The sequence below is a fragment of the Nocardia sp. NPDC006630 genome, assembly GCF_040611495.1.
Taxonomy (GTDB): Bacteria; Actinomycetota; Actinomycetes; order Mycobacteriales; family Mycobacteriaceae; genus Nocardia.
In genome coordinates, this window is record NZ_JBEXOK010000003.1 from 421,477 (window position 1) to 442,817 (window position 21,341).

Consider the following 21,341-nt stretch of genomic DNA (forward strand, 5'->3'; position numbering starts at 1 on the left):
CACTGTCCACACTGGAGGCAACCGGGGTCCATTCCGGTTACGCTCCAGCCCATGGACTTCAGTCTGTGGACCTGCGCTACCCGCGGGCACGAGACCTATGCCCCCGACGAGCCCGAGCTCGCCGCGCGCCTGCACGTCACCACCCCGGCCGGCGAATCCTGGCGCTGCCTGCGCTGTGGTGACTTCGTCCCCGGTGAGCCCCGCCGCCACGGCCCCGCCGACAATGCCCCGGAGGTACCCCGGGGACGGCTGCTGCGCGACCGCGTCATCATGCGCCTGCTCGCCCTCGAGCGCATCTTCCGCGCCCTGGTGCTGCTGCTGGTCGGTGCGGGCGTGCTCAAGCTGCGCGGTTCGCAGGAGCACTGGCGCACGAAGTGGGGCGAGGAACTGCCGCTGATTCGGCAGCTGGCCGACCAGATCGGCTGGGACCCCGACCATTCCAAGATCGTGCACTGGGTCGACAAGGCCTTCACCCTCTCCCCCGCCACGCTGATCTGGGTGGCCGTGGCGCTGTTCGCCTACGCCGCGATACAGCTCACCGAGGCGGTCGGCCTCTGGCTGGTCAAGCGCTGGGGCGAATACTTCGCCGTCATCGCGACCAGCATCTTCCTGCCACTGGAGATCTACGAGCTCACCGAGAAGATCACCTTCCTGCGCGCCTCCGCCCTGCTGATCAATCTGGCCGCCGTGATCTGGCTGCTCTGGAGCAAGAGCCTGTTCGGTCTCAATGGCGGTTCCCGCGCCTACTACGCCGAACATCACACGGAAAGCCTTCTCACCGTGGAACGTTCGGCCGTATCCGCCGAGGCGGAGCCCGCGGCCGCGGGCTGAGGCAGCTTCACGATTACGGAAACGCTGCCTTTTCGGAGTTCGAGGCCTCGGCGTCGACTTGTTTCGCCAGGTCTGTGCCTAGCAGGATGGCGGGCGGTCGACGGTGCGGAGGAATGATGGCGGACTGGGAATCCGATCGGGATCGGGTGGTGCGGGCGGCCGAACTGGTCGCGCCCGAGGCGCCCGGCATCGCCGCGGCGGTCCGCGCGGCGGCCGATCGCGATCACGCGGATCGGGACGAGGACCACGACTGCACGTGGCATCAGGCCCAGGCGCAGGCCGAATTGGTCGGCGGCGTCGGCGATGCGGGCCTGCTGGGGTGGTTCTACTACCAGGACGGCTATGGGGACGTACGGGAGGTCCTGCGGGCGGTGCCTACCTTTCCGCAGGAACTCTCCTGGGACTGGTACGAACCGTTCCTGGCCGAGCGGGCGCCGTACGAGCACGATACGTTCGGCGCCATAGAACGATTCTTGGAGCTGATCGGCGAGCGCTGTTTCGAGATCGGCACGACCGTGGCCGCACTCGAGAACGTCACCGACAACTACGCGCTGGTCTTCGTGCCCGCCGACCGTGCCGAAGCGCTGGCCGAACTCGGATCGGACGTGGTCCGGGTGGTGCGCCTCGGCTGCTGGACCGGTCTGCTCGCGGACCTGCCGGACTGAGCGCGCCGCGGGCGGGCGCGCCGACACCGGCCGCAATGCCATCCCAGTCGGTGGGCAGTACTAATCTTTCCCGGTGACCGAGTCCGCTGACGGATTGCTGACCGACCCGGGAGGGGCCGGGGCCGAGGAGTTTCCGCATGCCGATCGGCTGCGGTTGTTCTCCTTCGCCACGGCGGAGAAGCGGGGCGACTACCTGTGGGTATTGCGCGCTTTCGATATGGCGCGCGGGGCCTATGTGGTGCTGCTGCACGCCTCCGACGTTGTCGAGACGCTCGGTCGTTGCCCGGGTGGTCCCGCACTGACGCCCACCGAGGTGGGGCCGCTGCTCGAGCAGCTGCACCAGTGGGGTGTGCTGGAGCGCAGTTATGACGGGACCCGGGCCGCGACTTTGGCCGAGTACCGCAATCGGCACTTCGTATATCAGTTCTCGCAGGCCGGTTTTCAGGCATACCGGGCAGTGTCGGAGGTGCTGGAGGCTCGGCTCGACGAGGCGTCACTCTCGCGACTGGTGCTGCCGGAGCTGCTCGCCGATCTGCACACCCTCGCCGAGGCGAACAGCAGCGGCGACGCGCCCCGGGTGTATCGGGTGCTCAATCGCCTGGATCGGGCGCTGTCGGATCTGGCGGATCGCGCGGCGCACTTCTATCTGACGCTCGGCGATCTGGTGCGCACCACCGAGGCGACGCCCGAGGCATTCCTGGCGCACAAGGACGCGCTGCTCGCGCATATGCGGGAGTTCTCCATGGACCTGGCGCGGTTCGCGCCGCGCCTGGCCGCCGCGATTCGCGAGGTGGAGGAGACCGGGGTCGACGATCTCATCGAGCGCGCGGCCCGCTGCGATGAGCGGGTGCTGCTCAATACCGCTGAGCGCCAGGCCGATTGGCGGGCGCGCTGGCAGGGGCTGCGGTCCTGGTTCGTGGGCGACGGCAGCGAGGGCGGTCTCACCGAATGCGAGCGGCTGCGCGAGGCGACCATGAGCGCCATCGCGGCGGTGCTCTCACTGCTGCGCCGGGTGACCGAGACGCGTAAGGGCGGAGTCAGCCGGGAGTCGGCGCTGCGGCATCTGGCCGGCTGGTTCACGGCCGCGCCCACCGCCGATGCCGCGCACGCGCTCTACGACGCCGTATTCGGACTGGGCCGGCCACGCCATCTCGCCATGCATCATCCCGACTCCGATATCATTCCGGCCATCCGATCCTGGTGGGACGCACCGCCCCTGGAGATCGCCCGCACCCTCGCCGAGACCGGGCGGCCGCCCACACCCGGCGCACCTGCCCGGCTGCAGCGCAATGACGCCGGCATCCGCCGCCTGCGCGAGGCCCAGCTCGATTCGCAGCGCGCCCGCGCCGCGGCCGCCCGCTCCCTGGCCAGCGCCGATGTGCACGAGCGCGAACTCGACGAACGCGAGACCGAGGTACTGCTGCGCCTGATCGACGCCGCCTCCACCGCCTGGGTGCCGGTGAGCGGACGCGTCTCGGGCACAACCGGTTCCGACAGCGGCGTCACCCTCACCGTGACCGAGTGCGAGGGCTCCACCGCCGTGCGCACCGCCCGCGGCCTCCTGCACCTCAACAACCGCCGCCTCCAGGTCCGCGAGACTGTGTCCACCCGCACCAGCAAGGCGCCGGGGCGGGCGGCCACCCGCGCATCGGGCACCGGCGGCGGACACGAGCCCGCAGGCCACCGCGACCTCGAGTCCTCCTCGCGCAGTGCCGGATCCACCACCGTCGGCAGCGGCGCAACACTGCCCGAGGCCGACGGCGGACTCGAGCCCGTGAGCGGGCCCACCACCCGTCACGTCGAGTCCTCCTCGCGCAGTGCCGGATCCACCTCCTTGACCAGCGGCGCGACCGTGCCCGTGGACGATGCCGACGACGGGGCGGTGGACGACTGATGCATGCGCGCACTATCGACTCGCTGGCGCTGGACAGTTATCAGCGTGCTGCCCGGGTGGTGCTGGCCAATCACCTCATTACCCGCAATTATCCGGATCGTATTGCGCTGCCGCTGATTCGGCGGTGGGCGACGGAGCTGCGGGAGGATCTGGCCGAGCTGTTCGGGTATCGGCTCGAGGTCACCGAGACGACGGCGCGGCTGTTCCCGGTGCTGGATCAGCTCGATCCGGGGCGGCCGGCGCGGACGACCGCGGATCGGCTCTTCGATCGCCGCCGGTATGCGTATCTGGCGCTGGCGCTGGCCGCGCTGGGACGGGCGGGGGATCAGATCACGCTGTCGGAGTTGGCCGCTCAGGTCGCCTCGTACACCGAGCGGGTGGACGGACTGGATCTGGCGTCGGACCGGGCGGCGGACCGGGATGCGTTCGTGGATGCGGTGGGCTGGCTGGCGGCACGCGGCGCGGTCACCCTCGCCGATGGTGATGCGGGCGGCTGGGCGAGCGATCCCGAAGCGGGCGAGGCGCTGTACGATATCGACCGCTCGGTGGTGTTCGCCCTGTTCCGGCCGCCGCGCGCGCTGCAGCATCTGCAGAGTGTCGGCGGACTGCTCGGTGAAGAGGCCGGTGGCGGCGATACCCGTTCTCCCGCAATGGCGCTGGCCTCGCGATCGGTGCGGCGCGCACTGGTCGAGCAGCCGGTCGTCTATATCGACGACCTGGCCGAACCGCATCGCTCCCTGCTCGGCCAGGAGAAGCTGGTGCACGAGGTCGAACTGGTGACCGGCCTGCGCGCCGAGCGCCGCGCCGAAGGTGTTGCGCTCATCGACAGTTCGGGCCGGCTCTCGGATGTGCGTTTCCCGGGCACCGGCACGCTGGCCCAGGTGGCCCTGCTGCTGGCGGGTGAAATCGCCGACCTGGTACTGGATCTCGACGCCCCGGTCGCGCGCATCCCCCGGCCCGAGGTGCCGATCGCCGATCTGGTGGAGCAGCTCGACAGCGCCATCCCCAGCGCCACCGTCTTCGCACCACTCGCCGATCCGTTCGACATCTTTGCGACCGAAGAGGATTCGGAGCAGCAGGAGCAGGAGCCGGACATCCCGGAGTACCCGTTCATCGGCTCGGACTGGATCCGCGACACGGTGCAGATGCTCGCCAAGCGCTACGGCGCGACCTTCGCGGCGCAGTGGCAGGCCGACGTCCCCGGACTCACCACCGAGGTCATCTCGCTGCTGGAACGCCTGCGGCTGGTGGAATCGGTCAACTCTCCCGACCTGGGTGCGGGCCTGATCATTCTGCCCGCGCTGGCCCGCTACCGCGGCGCCATCGTGACCATCCGCACCCGCTCGGAGTCCGAATTGTTCATCTCGCCGGGCGACGTCGGGGAACCCGATGCCGCACCGGCACTTGTCTCGTCAGAGAAGGGATCCGGGAACTGATGGCCGACCTCATTCACGGTGGAGTCCGCTTCGTCCCCACCCGCGCGGGCATTATCAACCTGTGGGACTACCGCGATCAGGAGTTCTGCTTCGCGGACGGGCGCATCGTACTGCGCGGGCCCAACGGGTCCGGTAAGACCAAGGCGCTGGAGGTGCTGTTCCCGTTCGTGCTGGACGGGCGCATCGAACCGCGGCGGCTCAATCCGTTCGCGGGTGAAGAGCGCACCATGAAGTCGAATCTGCTGTACCGCAAGCAGGAATCGGCGTACTCGTACGTGTGGATGGAGTTCGCGCGCGGCACCTGGGCCGAACCGGAGACGGTGACCGTCGGCATCGGCATGCGCGCCACCCGCTCCTCCGACAAGGTCACACGCTGGTACTTCGTCGCGGACGGCCGGGTCGGCGTGGACTTCTCGCTGCTCGGCCCGGACGATCGCCCGCTCACCCGTAAGCAGCTGGCCGAGCAGATCGGCGGCGACGCCATCATGGATCGGCCCGTCGAATACCGGGCCGCGATCGACGCCCGCATGTTCGGGCTGGGGCAGCAGCGCTACGACCAGCTCATCAATCTGATTCTCACGCTGCGCCGCCCGCAGCTGGCCAAGAATCTGGACCCGCGCGGACTGTCGCAGGCGCTCACCGATGGTCTGCGGCCCCTGGACGAGCAGCTGATCCTGGACGCGGCCCGTTCCTTCAGCGATATGGAGGAGGTCGGGCGCACCCTGGAGGGCCTGGTCCAAGCCGACAGCGCCACCCGCGCCTTTGTCGGCGTGTACCGCAAATACCTTGCCGTGCAGGCGAAGACCGATATCGACCAGGTCCGCGTGCGACTGGACGCGGTCACCCACGCCAGTACCGCGCTGCATGCCGCTGCCGCACTGCGGCAGCGCCGCGACGGCGAGCGCGCCGCCGTCGAGACCCGCGCCGAGGACGCCGACCGCGCCTATGAGCAGGCGCTGTCCGATCGCGAAACCCTGCAGCGCTCCAGTGCTTACGAGGGCAAGCAGCAGCTCGACGATCTCGCCGATGCGGTCCGCCGGTTGGAGACCTCCTCCGCCGTGCACCGCGACAAGGCGCTCAAGGCCCGCCAGACCGTCGATCAGCGCGCCCAGGAATCCGAGCGCGCCCAGGCCGCCGTCCAGCACGCCACCTCCGCCCTCGCACGCGGTGAGGACGAATTGCGCTCCGCCGCAGAGGAAGCGGGCATCAGCTGGACCGCCCTGCCCGAACAGGCCCGCACCGAACACCTGACCACCACCGTCCGCAGTCACGCCGAGGAGCGCGACGCCGACGTTCGCGCCGTGCGCCGCGCCCTCACCATGGTCGACGCGGCCGTCACCGAACGCACCCGCGCCGAACGCGCCGCCCAGCGCGCCAGCGAACTGCGCGAGGCCGCCGGAGCCGAACTCGCCCAGGCCGAAGCCTCGGTGGTGCTCGCCCGCTCCGATACCGCCATCTCCCTGCGTGATTGGTGGGACACCCACCGCGAGGTCTACTCCCCCATCCGCGAGGGCCTCTTCGAAGCGCTCAATGACGCACTCGCCCACGCGGGCACCGAACACCTCGCACCTCAGCACACCAGCGCCGCAGCCGGAATGCTCAACGCCACAGGGGCTTCCGCGGGCGGTAAGGGCCGCAATCGCAAGGGTGCGGCAGACAGCCACGGGCCGAACGCGACAGGCTCCGCTGGCAGCGTAGCGGGCCCGCAGGGCGTATCGAGCACCGACGGCAGCGATTCCGCGGCAAGCAAGGCCGTCGCTACCGGCGACGCCGTCGCCACCGGCGACACCACTGCGGCTCCCACCGATTCGTCCTCCGGCGAAGCCGCAGTTCTCGCCACGCCCGCCGAGGTGCTCGCCGACCGCACCGAGCCGCTGACCGAGGAGATTCGCACCCGCCGCCAGGAAGCCCGCGCGCACGCCGCACAGGCCAAAGCCCGCGCCGCCGAACTCCGCGCCGAACGTGAGCAGGTCGCCGCCGAACGCGATGATGCGCCAACGGCATTCCCCGCCCGCACCGACCCGCGCACAGCCGACCGCCCCGGCGCGCCCCTGTGGCGCCTGGTCCGCTTCGCCGACACGATCACCCCCGATGCCGCCGCGGGCATCGAAGCAGCCCTGCAGGCCGCCAATCTCCTCGACGCCTGGGTCTGCGCCGACACCGAACTGCCGGAACACACTTCCGACCAGTTCCTGCAGCCCGTGCCGAAGGCCCAGCGCCCCTCCGGCCGCACCCTCGCCGATGTCCTGGTGGTCGAGGATGATTCGGCCGCCCTGACCGTCCCACGCCAGACCGTCGCCGACGTTCTCGCCAGTATCGCCCTGCACGAGTCCGGATCGTCCGGCCATGCAGGCGGGTCCGAATCGTCCGGCCGTGCAGGCGGGTCCGAATCGTCCGGCCATGCAGGCGGGTCCGAATCGTCCGGCCATGCGGGCGGGTCCGAATTGGCCGGGGGTACGGGCGGGAAGAGCGCGGCGGCACAGAAGGACTCCGCGCACCCGCCTGCCGGCGGCGCGGACAGCTCTGCGGCCGAGCGGAGTTCGGCGTCGGGCGCGCGGGCCTCCGAGTTCGCACCGATGGCCGCACTCGCCATCGGCGCAGCGGACAGTGCGCACGTCGCCGTCGCCACCGACGGACGGTACCGCCAGGGTGTTCAGGTCGGCCGCCACGTCAAGGCGGACGCGGAGTTCATCGGCACCACCGCGCGGGCCCGCCGCCGGGAGCTGCGGCTCGCGGAGTTGGCCGCTGCCATCGAGGCGGCGGAGGAGTCGGTCCGCGATGCCCAGGATGCCGAGCAGGCCGCCACGGCGGAGCTGGCGCGGGTTTCGGCCGCGGCCAAGGCACTTCCGCGCACCACCGCCGTCACCGCGGCGCTGCGCGCGGTTTCGGAGGCCGCGGGCATGCTGCGGTCGCGGTCGGAGGCGGCGGCGCAGGCCGAGCGGGATCTCGATCAGGCGGTCGGCGAGTACTCCGCCGCCGACAAGAAGGTGCGCGCCATCGCGGCCGATCACAAAGCTCCGCGCGATCCGGCCGCGTTGGACGCACTGGCAGCCGCCGTGCGGCACTTCGAGAATGCGGGCACGGCGCTGCTGCGGCTGCGCGGTGACCATCAGCGCGAGCACGAGCGGTCACGGGAATCGGGCGACCGCCTCGATGAGGCGAACGATCTCGCGGAGGCCTTCGCCGAGGAGGCCGAGGCCGCGCGCAGCGGTTACGAGGAGCAGCAGCGGAAGCTGGAGACGCTGCGGGAGGCGCTCGGCGCGGGCGCGGCCGATATCGACCGCGAACTCGAGCGCGCCCGCGAACGCATCGATGCCGCACGCGCGGAACAGAAATCGGCCCGCAAGGCCGCGCACGAGGCCATCGAGGCGGTCGGCACCGCGGAGGGCGCACACCGGGCGGCGCACGACACGCTCGGCACGGCGCTCACCGAATTGCTGGCCGATGTGCGGCATCTGGCCCCGTACGCCCGGCCGGATCTGCTGAGCCTGCTCGGCGCCCCGGTCGAGAGTCGCTGGCCCAGTAGCGATGCCGCCTGGTCCACCCCGGAGCAGCTGCTGTACCGCATCGAGAACGGCGATCCCGAACAGGAACCGGCCGTGCTGCCCGAGGACGTGGCGGCGTTGTTCGAGAACCTCGCCGCCGCAACGGCTTCGGTGCGGGCCGGCGAGGCCACCCGCAAGTCCACCCGCAGCGCGGTCACCACCGCCCTGCAGGAGTTCGATGCGGCCCTCACCGCCGCCCGCCAGGATTACCGCCTGCACTGGGATGCCGCGGACGGTCTCACCGTCGTGCAGGTGCACGATGATCACGGGCTGTCCGCACTGGCCGATTTCGCCGAGCGCATCGGCGGGGCGCGGAAGGATCAGGAGCTGCTGCTCACCGATTCCGAACGCCGCATCCTGGAGGATGCGCTGCTCACCGGCCTGGCCCAGCAGATTCACGAACGCACCAGCGATGCACGCGATCTCATCAATCGCATGGGCATGGAGATGAAGCAGCGGCGCATGTCCTCGGGCAATACCATCGGCGTGCACTGGGTGCTGGCCGATACGCTCTCGGAGCCGGCGCGCGCGGTGTGCAAGCTGCTGGACCGCGATTCCTCGGAACTGGTCCCGGACGATCTGGCCACCATCCGTTCGCATTTCGCGGCCGAGATCCGCGCGGCCCGCGCCGCGCATCCGGAGCGCTCGTTCCCGGAGATCCTGGCGGCCACACTGGATTACCGCACCTGGCGGGTGTTCTCCTTCACCATCATCACCGCCGACGGCACCGAGGACCGGCTCACCGTGGCCCGGCACAGCGCGCTGTCGGGCGGTGAGCAGTCGGTCTCGCTGCACCTGCCGCTCTTCGCCGCCGCACACGTCATGCTCGATTCGGCCGATCCGCAGGCCCCGCGCCTGCTCGCGCTGGACGAGGCGTTCGCGGGCGTGGACGACAACGGCCGCAGTGAACTGCTCGGGCTGTCGGTGCAATTCGATCTGGATCTGTTCATGACCGGTTACGACCTCTGGATCACCTATCCGCACGTTCCCGGCTGCGCGCACTACGATCTGGCGCATTCGACGGCCGAGAACACGGTCAGCGCAACGCTGCTGGTGTGGGACAGTGATGATCTGCTGGCCGAGCACGACGGTTCCGATCTCACCGCCGCACTCGGCTCGCCCAACCGCCGCCGCCTCCCCCATCGTGTCGAAGGCGCCATCGCGCTGCTCTGATCACCTCTCGAAACACAGCGCCGATCGCATCCCGAAATGTCGTGATACCGCGGCCCGGACAGATCCGCCGTCCGGGCGGCGGGCTCTTCTGCGTCCCAACGACTCCCGACAAATCGGCCAGGTACCGGCTTCGCCCGCGATGCCCTGTTCGTCCCCCGCGTCACGATCGCCACCCGTCCAGTGGGCTGAACGCCGTGACCGCGAGCATCCCTGACACCCGGTCCGAAACGACCCTGGTAAACACCCCGGGCGCCAGCGGATTACGCGTGTCGCGGCGCGGCACGCCGTGAGGATTGGCCTATCGGCAAATCAACAGTTTCGCCAATGGCGGTGTATCGACTACAAATGTTTTCCGTGCCGATCCTTATCGAGTTCACCTGCCAGCGATCGAAACTCCCGGGACGGGGGACCCGATGACGATCGATCATCCGCTGGAGGACGACGTCTCCGTCCTCGCTCGGCGGGTCGAGAAGGCGCGCGGAAGGCTCGCCTACCAATTCGACCCCGCCCTCACCGAAGCTCTCTCCGAAAACGAACTCACCGCCGAGCGCCAACTAGCCGAGCGCATCCGCAACGAGGACCGCGCCCAGCGCCTCAAGCAGGTCGAGGCCGCCGCCGCCACGGCCGACCGCGCTCGCCAGACCACCGTAGAGATTGAGAAGGCCGACATTCGCGACTTGCTGATGGCTCGCAAGGCGATCGCCGCACAGCGGCGAGAATCGAGCCCGCACGCCAAACTGGCATCGCTGTACAAGCATCGCGGGTGGTCACTGCGCGCGCTGGCCGGTGTCGTCGCAGCCGGAATGCTCTGGTCCGCAGTCAATGTCCAGCACAATATCGCTCCCGGTGGCGCGTCGGACCCGCTGTTCTGGTTCAGCTACCTGCTCGAAGGGATGATCAGCGTCTGCCTGATCATCATCATGATCGGCACCAACAAGGTCGCCGAGTGGGGCGTCATCGACAGCACCAAGCAGGTCGTGGCCGCCGAAATGGCGCTGCTGGGCCTGACGGTCACCCTGAACACGTACCCGTACTTGAAGATCGGCAGCTGGTACGACGTCTCCGTGCACGCCATCGCGCCGGTGATGATCGGTGTCGCGCTGCTGATCCACAATGCCGCCAGTGCGCGCTACGGGCTCGCCATCGTCCGTGCGACGGACCAGATCCGGGATCTGCCCGACCCGGCCGAGACGATCCGCCGCACACTGCCCAGCACGGTCGCCTGGCCGCAGCGGCCGACCGCCTCGGCACCGACCATGGGTCAGCCCGCCCAGGCCCTGAACGCCGCGCCTGAGGCCGAGACGAGCCGTCCGGTGGACACCAGCCGGATCGTGGAGAGCGAGCCCGAACCCGTGTCGGTCAAGCCGACCCCGAAACCCGCTCCCAAGAAGGAAGAACGGACGTCGGCCACCAAGTCCGCCAAATCGCCCGAACCGGAAGCCCTCGCCGACCTCAATGACGGCATGCCGCCGCTGAACGTCTACGACACCGGGCAATTCCGCATCGCCGAGACCCTCGAACAGGAACTCGCCGAACTCCAGGCCGCCCGCCGCCGCGCCCGCGCCGCAGCCCGCGCCCGCAATGGAGGAACCGACCTCGAGTAAAGCGCACACACTCCGGCACAGCCGCCACCGCCCGCAGGATCACCCAGCGGGCGGCAGCGGCATTTCTGTCGTAGTCAGCGCAATAGCGTTGTGCCGCTGAACCACTCGGCAGTGCGCTCCCGGAAGGCTTGCACTGCAGCAGATGTCGGCGACTCAGCTCGCCGACATCTACCGCGTGGTCCGGGGCGCCTCAACGCGCGAGCTGCTCCCCCGCGCGCCGTGGTGTGAGATCAGCGGCGGTCAGGCCGGAGAAGTCGCGCAGGCCGACGTGATTGCGGTCCGCGCAGCTGCCCAGGGAGTGGTCGGGGTGCAGGCCGAGGTATTGGCGGCGGGTGCGGGTGCTCCAGCGGCGTGCGGCTTCGCCGGCGGTTTTGTAGAAGTTGGCCATGTAGCCGCCCTCGTAGAGTCGCAGCAGGGTGTAGCCGCCGGGGTACTCCTTCACGGCGGCCACCTCGAGGAATTCCACATTCACTCCGGAATCGGCGCGGGTCACCCGATTTCGGTGGGTATGACCGCTGTGATGCAGGAAGACGCCGGGGGCCGAGCGGTAGAGCGTCTGTAGTGCCGCCGCATTCGCCCTGTCGAGCACGAAACCCGGTCCGCCCGGGTTGCTTATCGCCGCATGCGTCGTGATCGGGTGGTGACCGAATACGAGCGTCGGCCGGTCCGGGTCGGCGCGCAGGATGTCGGTGAGCCGCCCGAGCTGGGCGGACCCGAGCGTGCCGCCGCCGCGTGGGCGCGGGCGATTGGTGTCGAGTCCGAGCAGCCGCAGTCCGCCGGCGAAGTATTCGCCGAGCTCCTGATACGGGTAGAAGACCGCACCCCAGTGATCAGGTTCGTCCTTGGGCGGCATGTCGTGATTGCCACGGCAGACGAAGTAGTCCGAACCCAGCGCGCCCCAGGTATCCAAATGCGCACGGACGGCGACGGATTGGGCGAAAGTCCCGGAGTCGGTGAGATCGCCCGCGGCAATGAGGTGATCGGCCGCGCGCCCGGGCCCGCGCAGTTCGTCCAGAACGGCGCGGAGCATGAACTCCGGATGCTGCCGGGTTTCGTGCCGCAGCCCATCGATCAGTCCGGACACCAGCAGACCGCTGCGGTCCTCGCCGAGATGCAGATCGTTGCTGAGCGCGATGGTGCGCAGCAGCCGGCCGGGCGGCGGCGTGAGGGTGGTGAAAACCCCGGTGGATTCCGGTGTTCCGGAGCGCCGCGTCACCAGCGTGCGCGCGGGCACCGCCCGGCTCCCGCCGGAGTAGGCCTCGAAGCGGTAGACCCGCCCCGGCTCCAGCCCGTCGATTTCCGCGTAATGGTATGCGGTGCGCCGGGAGTCGAGGTATCGCACCGCGGGCGCGGCGTACCCGTCCGCGGGGCCGATGCGCACCTCGGTATCGGCCGGGGCCGGTTGCAGCCGCCCCGCACGATTGCGGACGCGCGAGGTCCAGGTGAGCACGACCGAGGTATCGGTGACGGTGACCACTTCCAGATCGGAAGCCGTCACCGAATCCCGTTGGACCCCGGGGGTATAGGTGGCGAATACCGGGCGCTGGGTGTGCATGGCCACCGCCGTCACGGCGGTGGCGGCATTGGCCAGCCAGAGGGTTCGAAGTCGCGGGTCCAGCATGGGGATCTCCGTCCGCCGCTCAACAGCTATACCGCGACGGTACGGTTACCGGTTGAACGCTGCGGTGCCCGAACATGGCCGATCAGCTTCCGATACCAGACATTTCACCTGCACGCCCCACCGGGGGCGGGTTCAGCGACCGCGCACGGGGTGGTCGGCGGGGACCACGACGGCCGGGCGCGGCTGCGCGGGGGTACCCGAATGCTGGGCGTAACCGAGCCAGCCGGTGCCCACGAACACCGCGAGCAACACGGCGGTGGGAAGTTCCAGCAGCAGCCAGCCGGGGGCGAGGACGGATTCGCGGATGGTGCGGTACTCGGGGACGGGCTGGCGGCGAGAGGTTCGAACCGGTGGGCGTTGCCGCCCCAGACTGCCGTTCCCCGAGCCGTGTTGCTGCCTGCCCACCCATGCCTCCGTAGCTAGAAATGTGCTGAACCCAAGGATGCCGAATCAACGACCCGCGCACAGCGGTGATCGACCGGACAACAGAATGTCCGGTCCTTTTCTCAGCGCTGGCTCGCGTCGGGTAGTCGGGCCGGGCAGGGCATTCCGGGCAGGGTGACACGTTCGAAGTGCCACCACTCATTGTCGAAGGTGCGGCACAGTCCCCAGCGATTTCCGTTGTCCTCCAACCACTGTGCGCCCGCGCGCGGACCCACATCGATGGCCTGACCGGACACGTGGGTGGACTCCTCGGGCGGCAGCACCCACTGCCGCGCCGCATCGGGACTGCCGTAGGTGCGAATTCCGTCCTCCCACAGTGCCTCCTGCTGACCGGGCGTCCGGTAGCCGGAGGTGATGGACAGCGAGACACCCTCCGACTGCGCTTCGGCGGCCGCCTGTTCGTAGGCGGTGGCCAGCAGCGGGTCGAGACCATCGGTCTCGGCGGCGACCGCGGTGCCGGACGGCGCACCGGATCCGGGCGCCACCGACACACTCTCGGGTGCGGCATGCGCGGCGGGCACACCGGCCCCGAGCAGACCGGCGCCCGCGCACAGCGCGAGGGTCGCGGTCAGCAGCGCCGCCCGGCCGGGGGCCGAATCTGCCCGATGCGCAGGCATTTCGGCCTGCGCCCTCGGCATTTCGTCACGGCCGTCAACCCGCATGCAGTCGTCTCCCTCGCTCAGATTCGCTCCTTGGACCGCTCTCGCACCCGCAGTGCGATCGGCTTCTGGGTTTCGGCGAAGAAGTCATTGCCCTTGTCGTCTACGACGATGAAGGCCGGGAAGTCCTCGACCTCGATCTTCCAGACTGCTTCCATGCCGAGTTCAGGGTATTCGAGAACTTCGACGGATTTGATGCAGTCGAGGGCGAGTCGCGCGGCGGGTCCGCCGATCGAGCCGAGATAGAAGCCGCCGTGCTGCTTGCAGGCCCGGGTGACCTGCGCCGAACGATTGCCCTTGGCCAGCATGACGTGCGAGCCGCCGGCGGCCTGGAACTGATCGACATAGGAGTCCATGCGCCCGGCGGTGGTCGGACCGAAGGAACCGGAGGCGTACCCCTCGGGCGTCTTGGCGGGACCGGCGTAGTAGACGGCCATCTCGCGCAGGTACTCCGGCATGGGCTCGCCCGCGTCGAGGCGCTCCTTGATCTTGGCATGCGCGATATCGCGCGCCACCACCAGCGGGCCGGTCAGCGAAAGCCGGGTCTTCACCGGGTATTTCGACAGCTCGTCGCGAATCTCCGACATCGGCCGGTTGAGGTCGATCTTGACCACATCGCCGCCGAGGATGGAATCGGTCTGCTCCGGAAGGTACTGCGCCGGTTCACGTTCCAGCTGCTCCAGGAATACGCCCTCGGCGGTGATCTTGGCGCGCGCCTGGCGATCGGCCGAGCAGGAGACGGCGATGGCGACCGGCAGCGAGGCGCCGTGGCGCGGCAGGCGGATGACGCGCACATCATGGCAGAAGTACTTGCCGCCGAACTGCGCACCGATGCCGAAGGACTGGGTGAGCTTGAAGACCTGCTCCTCGAGCTCCAGGTCCCGGAAGCCGTGCGCGGACATGGAGCCCTCGGTCGGCATATTGTCCAGGTAGTGCGCGGAGGCGTATTTCGCTGTCTTCAAAGCGAATTCGGCGCTGGTGCCGCCGATGACGACCGCCAGGTGGTAGGGCGGGCAGGCCGCGGTGCCGAGCGAGCGGATCTTCTCGTCCAGGAATTCCAGCATGCGATCGGGGTTCAGGATCGCCTTGGTCTCCTGGAACAGGAACGACTTGTTGGCCGACCCGCCGCCCTTGGCCATGAACAGGAACTTGTAGGCGGGGTGCGCGGGATCGCCCGCGTCCGAGTACAACTCGACCTGGGCGGGCAGGTTCTGCCCGGTGTTCTTCTCATCCCACATGGTGATGGGCGCGAGCTGCGAGTACCGCAGGTTCAACTTCGTGTAGGCGTCGAACACACCGCGCGAAATCCACTCGGCGTCATCGGCTCCGGTGAGCACACCCTCGGACTTCTTGCCCATGACGATGGCAGTGCCGGTGTCCTGACACATGGGCAGGATGCCGCCCGCGGAGATATTGACGTTCTTCAGCAGATCCAGCGCCACGAACCGGTCGTTACCACTGGCCTCGGGATCATCGATGATCTTGCGCAGCTGCCGCAGATGCGCGGGCCGCAGGTAATGGCTGATGTCATGCATCGCCTCCGCGGTGAGCAACCGCAGCGCCTCGGGCTCCACCTGCAGAAAGGTCCGCCCACCCGCCTCGAAAGTACTGACCCCCTCGGTGGTCAGCAATCGATAGGGCGTGTCATCGGCACCGATCGGCAGCAGATCCGAGTACAGGAAGTCAGGCGCGGTCACTGGTCGCACTCCTCGAGCAGGGCCGAGCCGAAGCCCAGCCGACGGTTCAAGCAGAGAGACTCTATCCAGCACGCCCGGAACCCCTTCGCGCAGGCAAGCCTTAACCACGCCCGTAGGTCACCCGGAATGGGTGCCCAAGTGCGGATTTGTGTGAATCGAGCGTGACTTTGTGTGAATCGGCACAGGTTGCACCTTCAAGTCGGGCGGTGTTACCTGTGAGGATGCGCTTGTTCGCGTCGGGGAGGAATTAGCATGGCAGCAGAACCCGGGAGTGGAACCGTGATCGAAACCCGTTGGCTCGACGATGTCGAGACGCGCGCGTGGCTCGGATTCGTGTTCACCCGCGACCTCATCGCCGCCGCGGTCGGACGCGACTCCCTGCGCGAATCCAACCTCACCTATGTCGAATACACCGTGCTGGCCCGCCTGGCCGAGGCCACCGATCACCGCCGCAGCTTCGCCGAACTGGCCGCCGTCCTGGAGTGGTCGCAGAGTCGGCTCTCCCATCAGATCACCCGGATGGAGAAGCGCGGACTGGTTGCTCGCGAGTCCATTCCCGATGACGCCCGCCGCACCGCCGCAGTCCTCACCGCCAAGGGCAAGCTGGTGCTCGCGGGTGCTGCCCCCGCACACGTGGAGAGCGTGCGGCGGCACATGATCGACGTTCTCGACAGCGGTCAGCTGACCGCCCTCGCCGATATCTACGACACCCTGCTCGCACACCACAGAAGACCAGACACGCGAAACCCCCGGTGAAGATCACACCCGGCCCGGCGAAATACCTCTCGACCGGCGTTTGGTTTGGCACACGGGGGGTACTGGGTAAGACTAGGCTCGGCACCGGCTTCCGACGGCGGTCGGCACCGAGCGCACGGTCGGCAAACCGGCCGCGCCGTGCTAGTTGGAGTGAGCGTGCACCCGACCTGGCCTTAGCGAAAGGGGCAGGAGTTTCCATGTCCGACGTGTCCATGAGCCTCTCGGCGGATTCACTGCCCGCGAGTTCTGTCGACAATCTGCTCCCGCAGCTCGTCGAACACTTGCGGCAGAACCGCACCGAATTGCGCGAGGAGTGGGCCCGTCGTATCACCGATGCCCAGCTCCTGACCGCCATGACCCCGGAGGAGATCTTCTCCGAAGCCACCTCCGTCTACGACAATTACGTCGAGGTGCTCGAGACCGGTAGCGTCGAAGCGCTGCAGGCCTACGCACGCGATCTGTCCGAACGCATCATCCCCCGGGGCGTCGAGACCGACGAGGTCGTCGGCATCGTGCTCCTGCTGCGAGATGTGCTCGCCCGCAGCCTCTTCGAGAAGTATCAGACCGACTTCGAACTGCTGAAGCTGGTGCTCGACGCGTACGAACCGGCCGCCAACCGCATCGCCAATACCGTGGCCGTGTCCTTCGTGCAGGAACGCGAGCGTGTCATCCGCCAGCAGCAAGAGGCGATTCGCGAGCTGTCCACCCCGGTGCTGCAGGTGCGCGAGCAGCTGCTCATCCTGCCCATCATCGGTGTGCTGGATTCGCAACGTGCGAGGCAGCTCACCGAACAGCTGCTACGCGCCATCAGGGCCAATCGCGCCAAGGTCGTCGTCATCGATATCACCGGTGTGCCGGCGATCGACTCGACGGTCGCGAACCACCTGGTGCAAACCGTCGACGCCTCGGGCCTGATGGGCGCGAACGTGATCATCACCGGCCTGTCGTCGGAGATCGCGCTCACGCTGGTCACCATCGGGCTGGACCTGTCGAAGATGAATGCCGTCGGTGACCTTCAGGGCGGTATCGAAGAGGCGGAGCGACTGCTCGGTTACGAGGTGTCGCGAGTTCCCGCCGATCGCGACGGACGGTAAACCGGGCCAGCCAGATGCCGGTACCCATTCTGAAGCAGGGCACCTATCTCATCGCGTCGGTGCAGTCCGCACTCACCGACGCCGATACCGAACGCTTGCAGGACGACTTGATGAAGTACGTCAGCAAGTATCGGGCCCAGGGAATCATTGTCGATGTCACTGCAATCGACGTAATGGACTCCTTCGCTGCGAGATCGCTGCGTACCATCGCCCACATGACCAAGCTGAGAGGCGCGGAAACGGTCATTGTCGGCCTGCAACCCGAGGTTGCCTTCGCCATGGTTCAGCTCGGTCTCACCTTCGAGGGCATGCACACCGCCCTCGATCTCGAAGAAGGGCTGGCCTGGCTCAACCACAAGATCAATAATCGCGGCCAACGAGACGGTCGTGATCGTGGCCGCTGAAGTCGTGGTGATCGCGGTGAAGGTGTCCAACGACATTGTGACCGCTCGGCAGGCGGGGCTCGAGATGGCAAGCACTCTGGGCTTCTCGCTCTCTGATCGCACCATGATTGCGACCGCAATCTCGGAAGTCGCACGCAATATCACGAGTTATGCAGGGACAGGCGAGATTCGGCTGCTGGTCGGCGATCGCGAGGGACGCCGCTCCATGGTGGTGCAGGCGCAGGATCAAGGCCCCGGCATTGTCGACATTCCCCGCGCCCTCGAAGACGGCTACTCCACCGGACGTGGTCTCGGACTCGGCCTTCCGGGCGCACGCCGTCTGATGGACGGACTCGCGATCACCTCCGAACCGGGCCAGGGCACGCTCGTCGAAATGTGGAAGTGGGTGCCCCACGGTGCGTGAGGACGGCTTCATCGGCGCGGTCGAATGGGCCGTCGCCGGACGCGCACTACCTGGGCAGCGCGTCTCCGGAGACCGGTCGGTCGTGCTCGACGCGGGCGGTGGCTCAGTGCTTTTCGCGGTCCTGGACGGGCTGGGCCACGGCGCCGCGGCCGCCGACGCCTCCGATCGCGCGGCACAGGTACTCGCCGAGAATCGCGCCGAACCGCTGGACGTGCTGATCCTGCTCTGCCACCGCGCCATGGCCGATACCCGGGGCGCCGCGGTCTCGCTGGCCCTGTTCGATACCGCCGATCGGCTGCACTGGCTCGGCGTGGGCAATGTCGAAACCCGTATCGTGGCAGCGGCTCCCGGTAAACCGGCCATTCGCGCGGCGGCGCTGCTGTCGGCCGGCATCGTCGGATATCTGCTGCCGCCGAATCTGCAATCGCAAACCGTGGCGGTGCGGCCCGGCGATCTGCTGCTCATGTCCACCGACGGCATTACCAGCGATTACTCCGACCGCATCGATCTGGCCAAGCCGACCTCCGAGATCACCGCCGAGATTCTCGCCCGGCATGCCAAGGACACCGATGACGCCCTGGTGCTGGCGGCCCGGCATCGCGGTCACCTCAGCCCGGGCCGCTCCATTCTGAGCCAGGCCAGCCAAAGTCATTCGGTCACACACCATTCCAGCCCGATACGCCCGAGCTCCACCCCTCCGGGGCCACCGGCATGAGCTCGGTGCTGGCGGCGTTTCGTGACGCGTATACCGGCGCGCTGCGCCTGCATCTGCGCGCACCCACCCAGAACACCCTGGCCGAGGGCTATGAGCTGGGGCGGCGGGCACTGGTCGAGGGCGTGAGCATTCTCGACCTCACCGAACACCACTTCCGGATTCTCGAGCAGGAGGGCCTGCTCCCGGTCAACGATGACGTCCGCTCCGAGGCCGCCCTCGAATTCCTGCTGCAGACCATGGCCGCCCTGGACGTGGCCACCCGCGGTTTCCTCGACGGCAATCGCCGCTACGAGCAACAGCGTTCGCGCGCAGACGATCTCGCGGGCCGCGACGCCTTCCGCACGGCGCTGGTGGAATCGCTGCAGGACGGCTTCTTCGTCGTCGACGCCGAAGGCACTCTGGTGGAGGTCAATTCGTCATTCGGCGCGCTCACCGGTTACGGCCCCGACGGCGCCCCCTACCCGCTCCCCCATCCCTGGACCACCGCCGAGACGCCGCGCTATCCCGATCTGGGCAATGATGCCGCCCGCTTTGTGACCCCCATCCGGCACCGCGACGGCCGCCGCGTCTGGCTGGCCGTGTCCACCAGCTCACTGGTGAAACCCGAGAACGGCGAACGCATCTTCGTCGGCACCATTCGCGACGTCACCGCCGAACACGATGCGCAGGCACGTGATCAGGCGGTATCGCGGCTGGCCACCGTGGTCGGCACCGCCACCAGCGTGGTCGAGGTGCTCGGTGTCGGTCTCGAGGAATTGCGCCGCACCATCGGCGCGGAATCGGCGGTCGTCTCGGTCTGGCCGCACAGCCAGACCGGACCGGATCTCTATGTCTCCGATGACAGTCCGCAGCTGGAATCGGTGCCCGCCCGCGCCAAGCCGTTGCGTGCGGGTGAGCCACCGGACGGCAGGGAATCTCGGCAGGTGCTCGATGCGCGAGCCCGCGCGCTGCTGGATCGAGCGCGATTGCGGCCCGGGAGAACCATGTTCGCCATCCCCGAGGGCACCGACAGTTCGGAGGGAATTGTCGCGCCGCTCGGCGAGGCCGGAGATTCGGCCCTGTGGTTGCGCTTCGCCGCGCCGCGGGTCATCACCCCCGATGACTGGGCGCTGTTCTCGCTGCTGGTCGGGCATTTGAGCCTGGCGGTACAGCGCGCCCGGAACTTCGATCAGGCTCGCTCCACCTCACTCACGCTGCAGCGGGCCATGCTGGGCCCGATCGAACTGCCGCCGCGTTTCTCGGTGCACTACGAACCCGCCCTGCCGCCGCTGGAGATCGGCGGCGACTGGTACGACGTGGTGCGCCTGGAGGACGGCACCCTGGGCGTCGTGGTGGGCGACTGTGTGGGCCGTGGCCTCGCAGCCGCCGTGGTCATGGGCCAATTACGCACTGCGGCAAGAGCTTTGCTGCTACGTGGCGCGGGCCCCGCCCAGCTGCTCGCGGAGCTGGATACGGTGGCCGCCCGCATTCCGGGCGCCATGTGCACCACCGTGTGCGCCGCCATCCTGGACCCGGAGCGCGGGCTGGTGCGCTATTCCAGCGCCGGGCATATGCCGCTGGTACTGGCCGAACCCGGTACGCGCGGCCGACTTCTGGAGGGCGGCCGGGCGGTTCCGCTGGCAACCTTCGATCCGCCGCGCCGCCCCGAGGCCACCACCGCCATGGCCCCCGGCTCCACCCTGGTGCTCTTCACCGACGGCCTCGTCGAAGAGCGCGGCGTCGATATCGACGATCGGTTCGTGGAACTGGGCGACGAGTTGACCGGCGCGGCTGGACAATTGCCGCGCGAGGTGGCCGATTCGGTGCTGTCGCGGCTGCGCCCCGCGGGCGGCTACGACGATGATGTGGCGCTGGTGGTCTACCGCCAGCCGCCGGCACCACTGCATGTGGATGTGCCGTCCACTGCGGGCGAATTGTCCGGTATGCGGCGAAAATTGAAATCCTGGCTGACCACGGCGGCCGTACCGCACGACGCCGCCACCGATCTGATCGCCGCCGCCAATGAGGCGTGCAGCAACAGCATCGAACACGCCTACCTGGAGGGCGCGGCGGGCCGGGTCCTGCTCACCGCCGAAACCGGAGTCGACACAGTCACTCTCGTGGTCACCGATACCGGGACGTGGCGCCCGCAACCTTCCGATCCCGGCCATCGCGGCCGCGGTATCACCATGATGCGCGCGCTCACCGACCAACTCGATATCGACCTCACCGGCCCCGGCACTCGGGTAGCAATGACCACACGATTGCCCGCAGTGTCTTTTTCTGCCGCGAGTCGCGTGTAAACATAGAAGGCACATATGCGCCACAGCCTTCGCAATTCCGCAGAAACGGCGCGGTAACTGGGTCTTTCGCACAACTCCGGCTACCGAACCGATACCGATGTGGCAGACGATGCAGCAC

General features: G+C 68.4%; 16 protein-coding genes. 12 read left to right on the plus strand and 4 right to left on the minus strand.

From position 1 onward, the window contains the following. The first annotated feature begins 51 nt into the window (after window positions 1-51). From ABZX86_RS10045 to ABZX86_RS10070, 6 genes are all read left to right on the plus strand, one after another. Window positions 52-831, plus strand: coding sequence for a DUF2127 domain-containing protein (locus tag ABZX86_RS10045; RefSeq protein WP_355121979.1), 780 nt, complete (start codon window positions 52-54; stop codon window positions 829-831). A gap of 116 nt (window positions 832-947) precedes the next feature. Further along, complete coding sequence (locus ABZX86_RS10050; RefSeq protein ID WP_355121981.1) at window positions 948-1,496, plus strand: hypothetical protein; 549 nt, start codon at window positions 948-950, stop codon at window positions 1,494-1,496. 94 nt (window positions 1,497-1,590) lie between these two features. Then, window positions 1,591-3,390 (plus strand): TIGR02677 family protein, encoded by a 1,800-nt coding sequence (locus tag ABZX86_RS10055; RefSeq protein ID WP_355122599.1) that lies wholly within the window; start codon window positions 1,591-1,593, stop codon window positions 3,388-3,390. Beyond that, window positions 3,390-4,826, plus strand: a complete 1,437-nt coding sequence (locus ABZX86_RS10060) for a TIGR02678 family protein (RefSeq protein WP_355121983.1) — start codon at window positions 3,390-3,392, stop codon at window positions 4,824-4,826. Before ABZX86_RS10055 ends, ABZX86_RS10060 begins: the two co-directional genes overlap by 1 nt. Further along, window positions 4,826-9,544 (plus strand): SbcC/MukB-like Walker B domain-containing protein, encoded by a 4,719-nt coding sequence (locus ABZX86_RS10065; protein ID WP_355121985.1) that lies wholly within the window; start codon window positions 4,826-4,828, stop codon window positions 9,542-9,544. The genes ABZX86_RS10060 and ABZX86_RS10065 overlap by 1 nt, the downstream gene beginning before the upstream one ends. A gap of 413 nt (window positions 9,545-9,957) precedes the next feature. Next, window positions 9,958-11,148: a hypothetical protein gene (locus tag ABZX86_RS10070; RefSeq protein WP_327139911.1), complete on the plus strand. Its 1,191-nt coding sequence runs from the start codon at window positions 9,958-9,960 to the stop codon at window positions 11,146-11,148. A gap of 190 nt (window positions 11,149-11,338) precedes the next feature. Here the strand turns inward: ABZX86_RS10070 and ABZX86_RS10075 are convergent, their stop codons facing one another. The 4 genes from ABZX86_RS10075 to ABZX86_RS10090 all read right to left on the minus strand — a co-directional run bounded on the left by ABZX86_RS10075 (window position 11,339) and on the right by ABZX86_RS10090 (window position 15,569). After that, the gene (locus ABZX86_RS10075; RefSeq protein WP_355121987.1) at window positions 11,339-12,769 is read right to left on the minus strand and encodes a metallophosphoesterase; all 1,431 of its coding nucleotides are present in this window, start codon (window positions 12,767-12,769) and stop codon (window positions 11,339-11,341) included. 132 nt (window positions 12,770-12,901) lie between these two features. After that, entirely contained in the window at window positions 12,902-13,174 is a 273-nt protein-coding gene (locus tag ABZX86_RS10080; RefSeq protein ID WP_355121989.1) for a hypothetical protein, read from the minus strand. 101 nt (window positions 13,175-13,275) lie between these two features. Then, window positions 13,276-13,704 (minus strand): M15 family metallopeptidase, encoded by a 429-nt coding sequence (locus ABZX86_RS10085; RefSeq protein WP_355122601.1) that lies wholly within the window; start codon window positions 13,702-13,704, stop codon window positions 13,276-13,278. Window positions 13,705-13,892: 188 nt separating this feature from the next. After that, window positions 13,893-15,569: a fumarate hydratase gene (locus ABZX86_RS10090; RefSeq protein WP_355121990.1), complete on the minus strand. Its 1,677-nt coding sequence runs from the start codon at window positions 15,567-15,569 to the stop codon at window positions 13,893-13,895. A gap of 252 nt (window positions 15,570-15,821) precedes the next feature. On the opposite strand from ABZX86_RS10090, the gene ABZX86_RS10095 reads away from it, so the two are divergent. The 6 genes from ABZX86_RS10095 (at window position 15,822) to ABZX86_RS10120 (ending at window position 21,223) form a co-directional block, all read left to right on the plus strand. Beyond that, on the plus strand, window positions 15,822-16,325 hold the full coding sequence (locus tag ABZX86_RS10095; protein WP_355121992.1) for a MarR family transcriptional regulator: 504 nt from the start codon (window positions 15,822-15,824) through the stop codon (window positions 16,323-16,325). Between the two features lie 197 nt (window positions 16,326-16,522). After that, window positions 16,523-17,419, plus strand: a complete 897-nt coding sequence (locus ABZX86_RS10100; protein ID WP_327139916.1) for an STAS domain-containing protein — start codon at window positions 16,523-16,525, stop codon at window positions 17,417-17,419. Window positions 17,420-17,433: 14 nt separating this feature from the next. Further along, the gene (locus ABZX86_RS10105) at window positions 17,434-17,823 is read left to right on the plus strand and encodes an STAS domain-containing protein (protein ID WP_297615682.1); all 390 of its coding nucleotides are present in this window, start codon (window positions 17,434-17,436) and stop codon (window positions 17,821-17,823) included. After that, window positions 17,813-18,226: an ATP-binding protein gene (locus ABZX86_RS10110; RefSeq protein WP_355121994.1), complete on the plus strand. Its 414-nt coding sequence runs from the start codon at window positions 17,813-17,815 to the stop codon at window positions 18,224-18,226. The genes ABZX86_RS10105 and ABZX86_RS10110 overlap by 11 nt, the downstream gene beginning before the upstream one ends. Further along, window positions 18,219-18,941 (plus strand): SpoIIE family protein phosphatase, encoded by a 723-nt coding sequence (locus ABZX86_RS10115; RefSeq protein WP_355121996.1) that lies wholly within the window; start codon window positions 18,219-18,221, stop codon window positions 18,939-18,941. Before ABZX86_RS10110 ends, ABZX86_RS10115 begins: the two co-directional genes overlap by 8 nt. Further along, window positions 18,938-21,223, plus strand: a complete 2,286-nt coding sequence (locus ABZX86_RS10120) for a SpoIIE family protein phosphatase (protein ID WP_355121998.1) — start codon at window positions 18,938-18,940, stop codon at window positions 21,221-21,223. The genes ABZX86_RS10115 and ABZX86_RS10120 overlap by 4 nt, the downstream gene beginning before the upstream one ends. Window positions 21,224-21,341: the final 118 nt, after the last annotated feature.

What these genes read in the sequence shown, in the direction of transcription:
- ABZX86_RS10045 (WP_355121979.1), top strand. Translation starts at nt 52, where the DNA reads ATGGACTTCAGTCTGTGGACCTGCGCTACCCGCGGGCACGAGACCTAT.
- ABZX86_RS10050 (WP_355121981.1), top strand. Translation starts at nt 948, where the DNA reads ATGGCGGACTGGGAATCCGATCGGGATCGGGTGGTGCGGGCGGCCGAA.
- ABZX86_RS10060 (WP_355121983.1), top strand. Translation starts at nt 3,390, where the DNA reads ATGCATGCGCGCACTATCGACTCGCTGGCGCTGGACAGTTATCAGCGT.
- ABZX86_RS10065 (WP_355121985.1), top strand. Translation starts at nt 4,826, where the DNA reads ATGGCCGACCTCATTCACGGTGGAGTCCGCTTCGTCCCCACCCGCGCG.
- ABZX86_RS10070 (WP_327139911.1), top strand. Translation starts at nt 9,958, where the DNA reads ATGACGATCGATCATCCGCTGGAGGACGACGTCTCCGTCCTCGCTCGG.
- ABZX86_RS10075 (WP_355121987.1), bottom strand. Translation starts at nt 12,769, where the DNA reads ATGCTGGACCCGCGACTTCGAACCCTCTGGCTGGCCAATGCCGCCACC.
- ABZX86_RS10095 (WP_355121992.1), top strand. Translation starts at nt 15,822, where the DNA reads ATGGCAGCAGAACCCGGGAGTGGAACCGTGATCGAAACCCGTTGGCTC.
- ABZX86_RS10100 (WP_327139916.1), top strand. Translation starts at nt 16,523, where the DNA reads ATGTCCGACGTGTCCATGAGCCTCTCGGCGGATTCACTGCCCGCGAGT.
- ABZX86_RS10105 (WP_297615682.1), top strand. Translation starts at nt 17,434, where the DNA reads ATGCCGGTACCCATTCTGAAGCAGGGCACCTATCTCATCGCGTCGGTG.
- ABZX86_RS10120 (WP_355121998.1), top strand. Translation starts at nt 18,938, where the DNA reads ATGAGCTCGGTGCTGGCGGCGTTTCGTGACGCGTATACCGGCGCGCTG.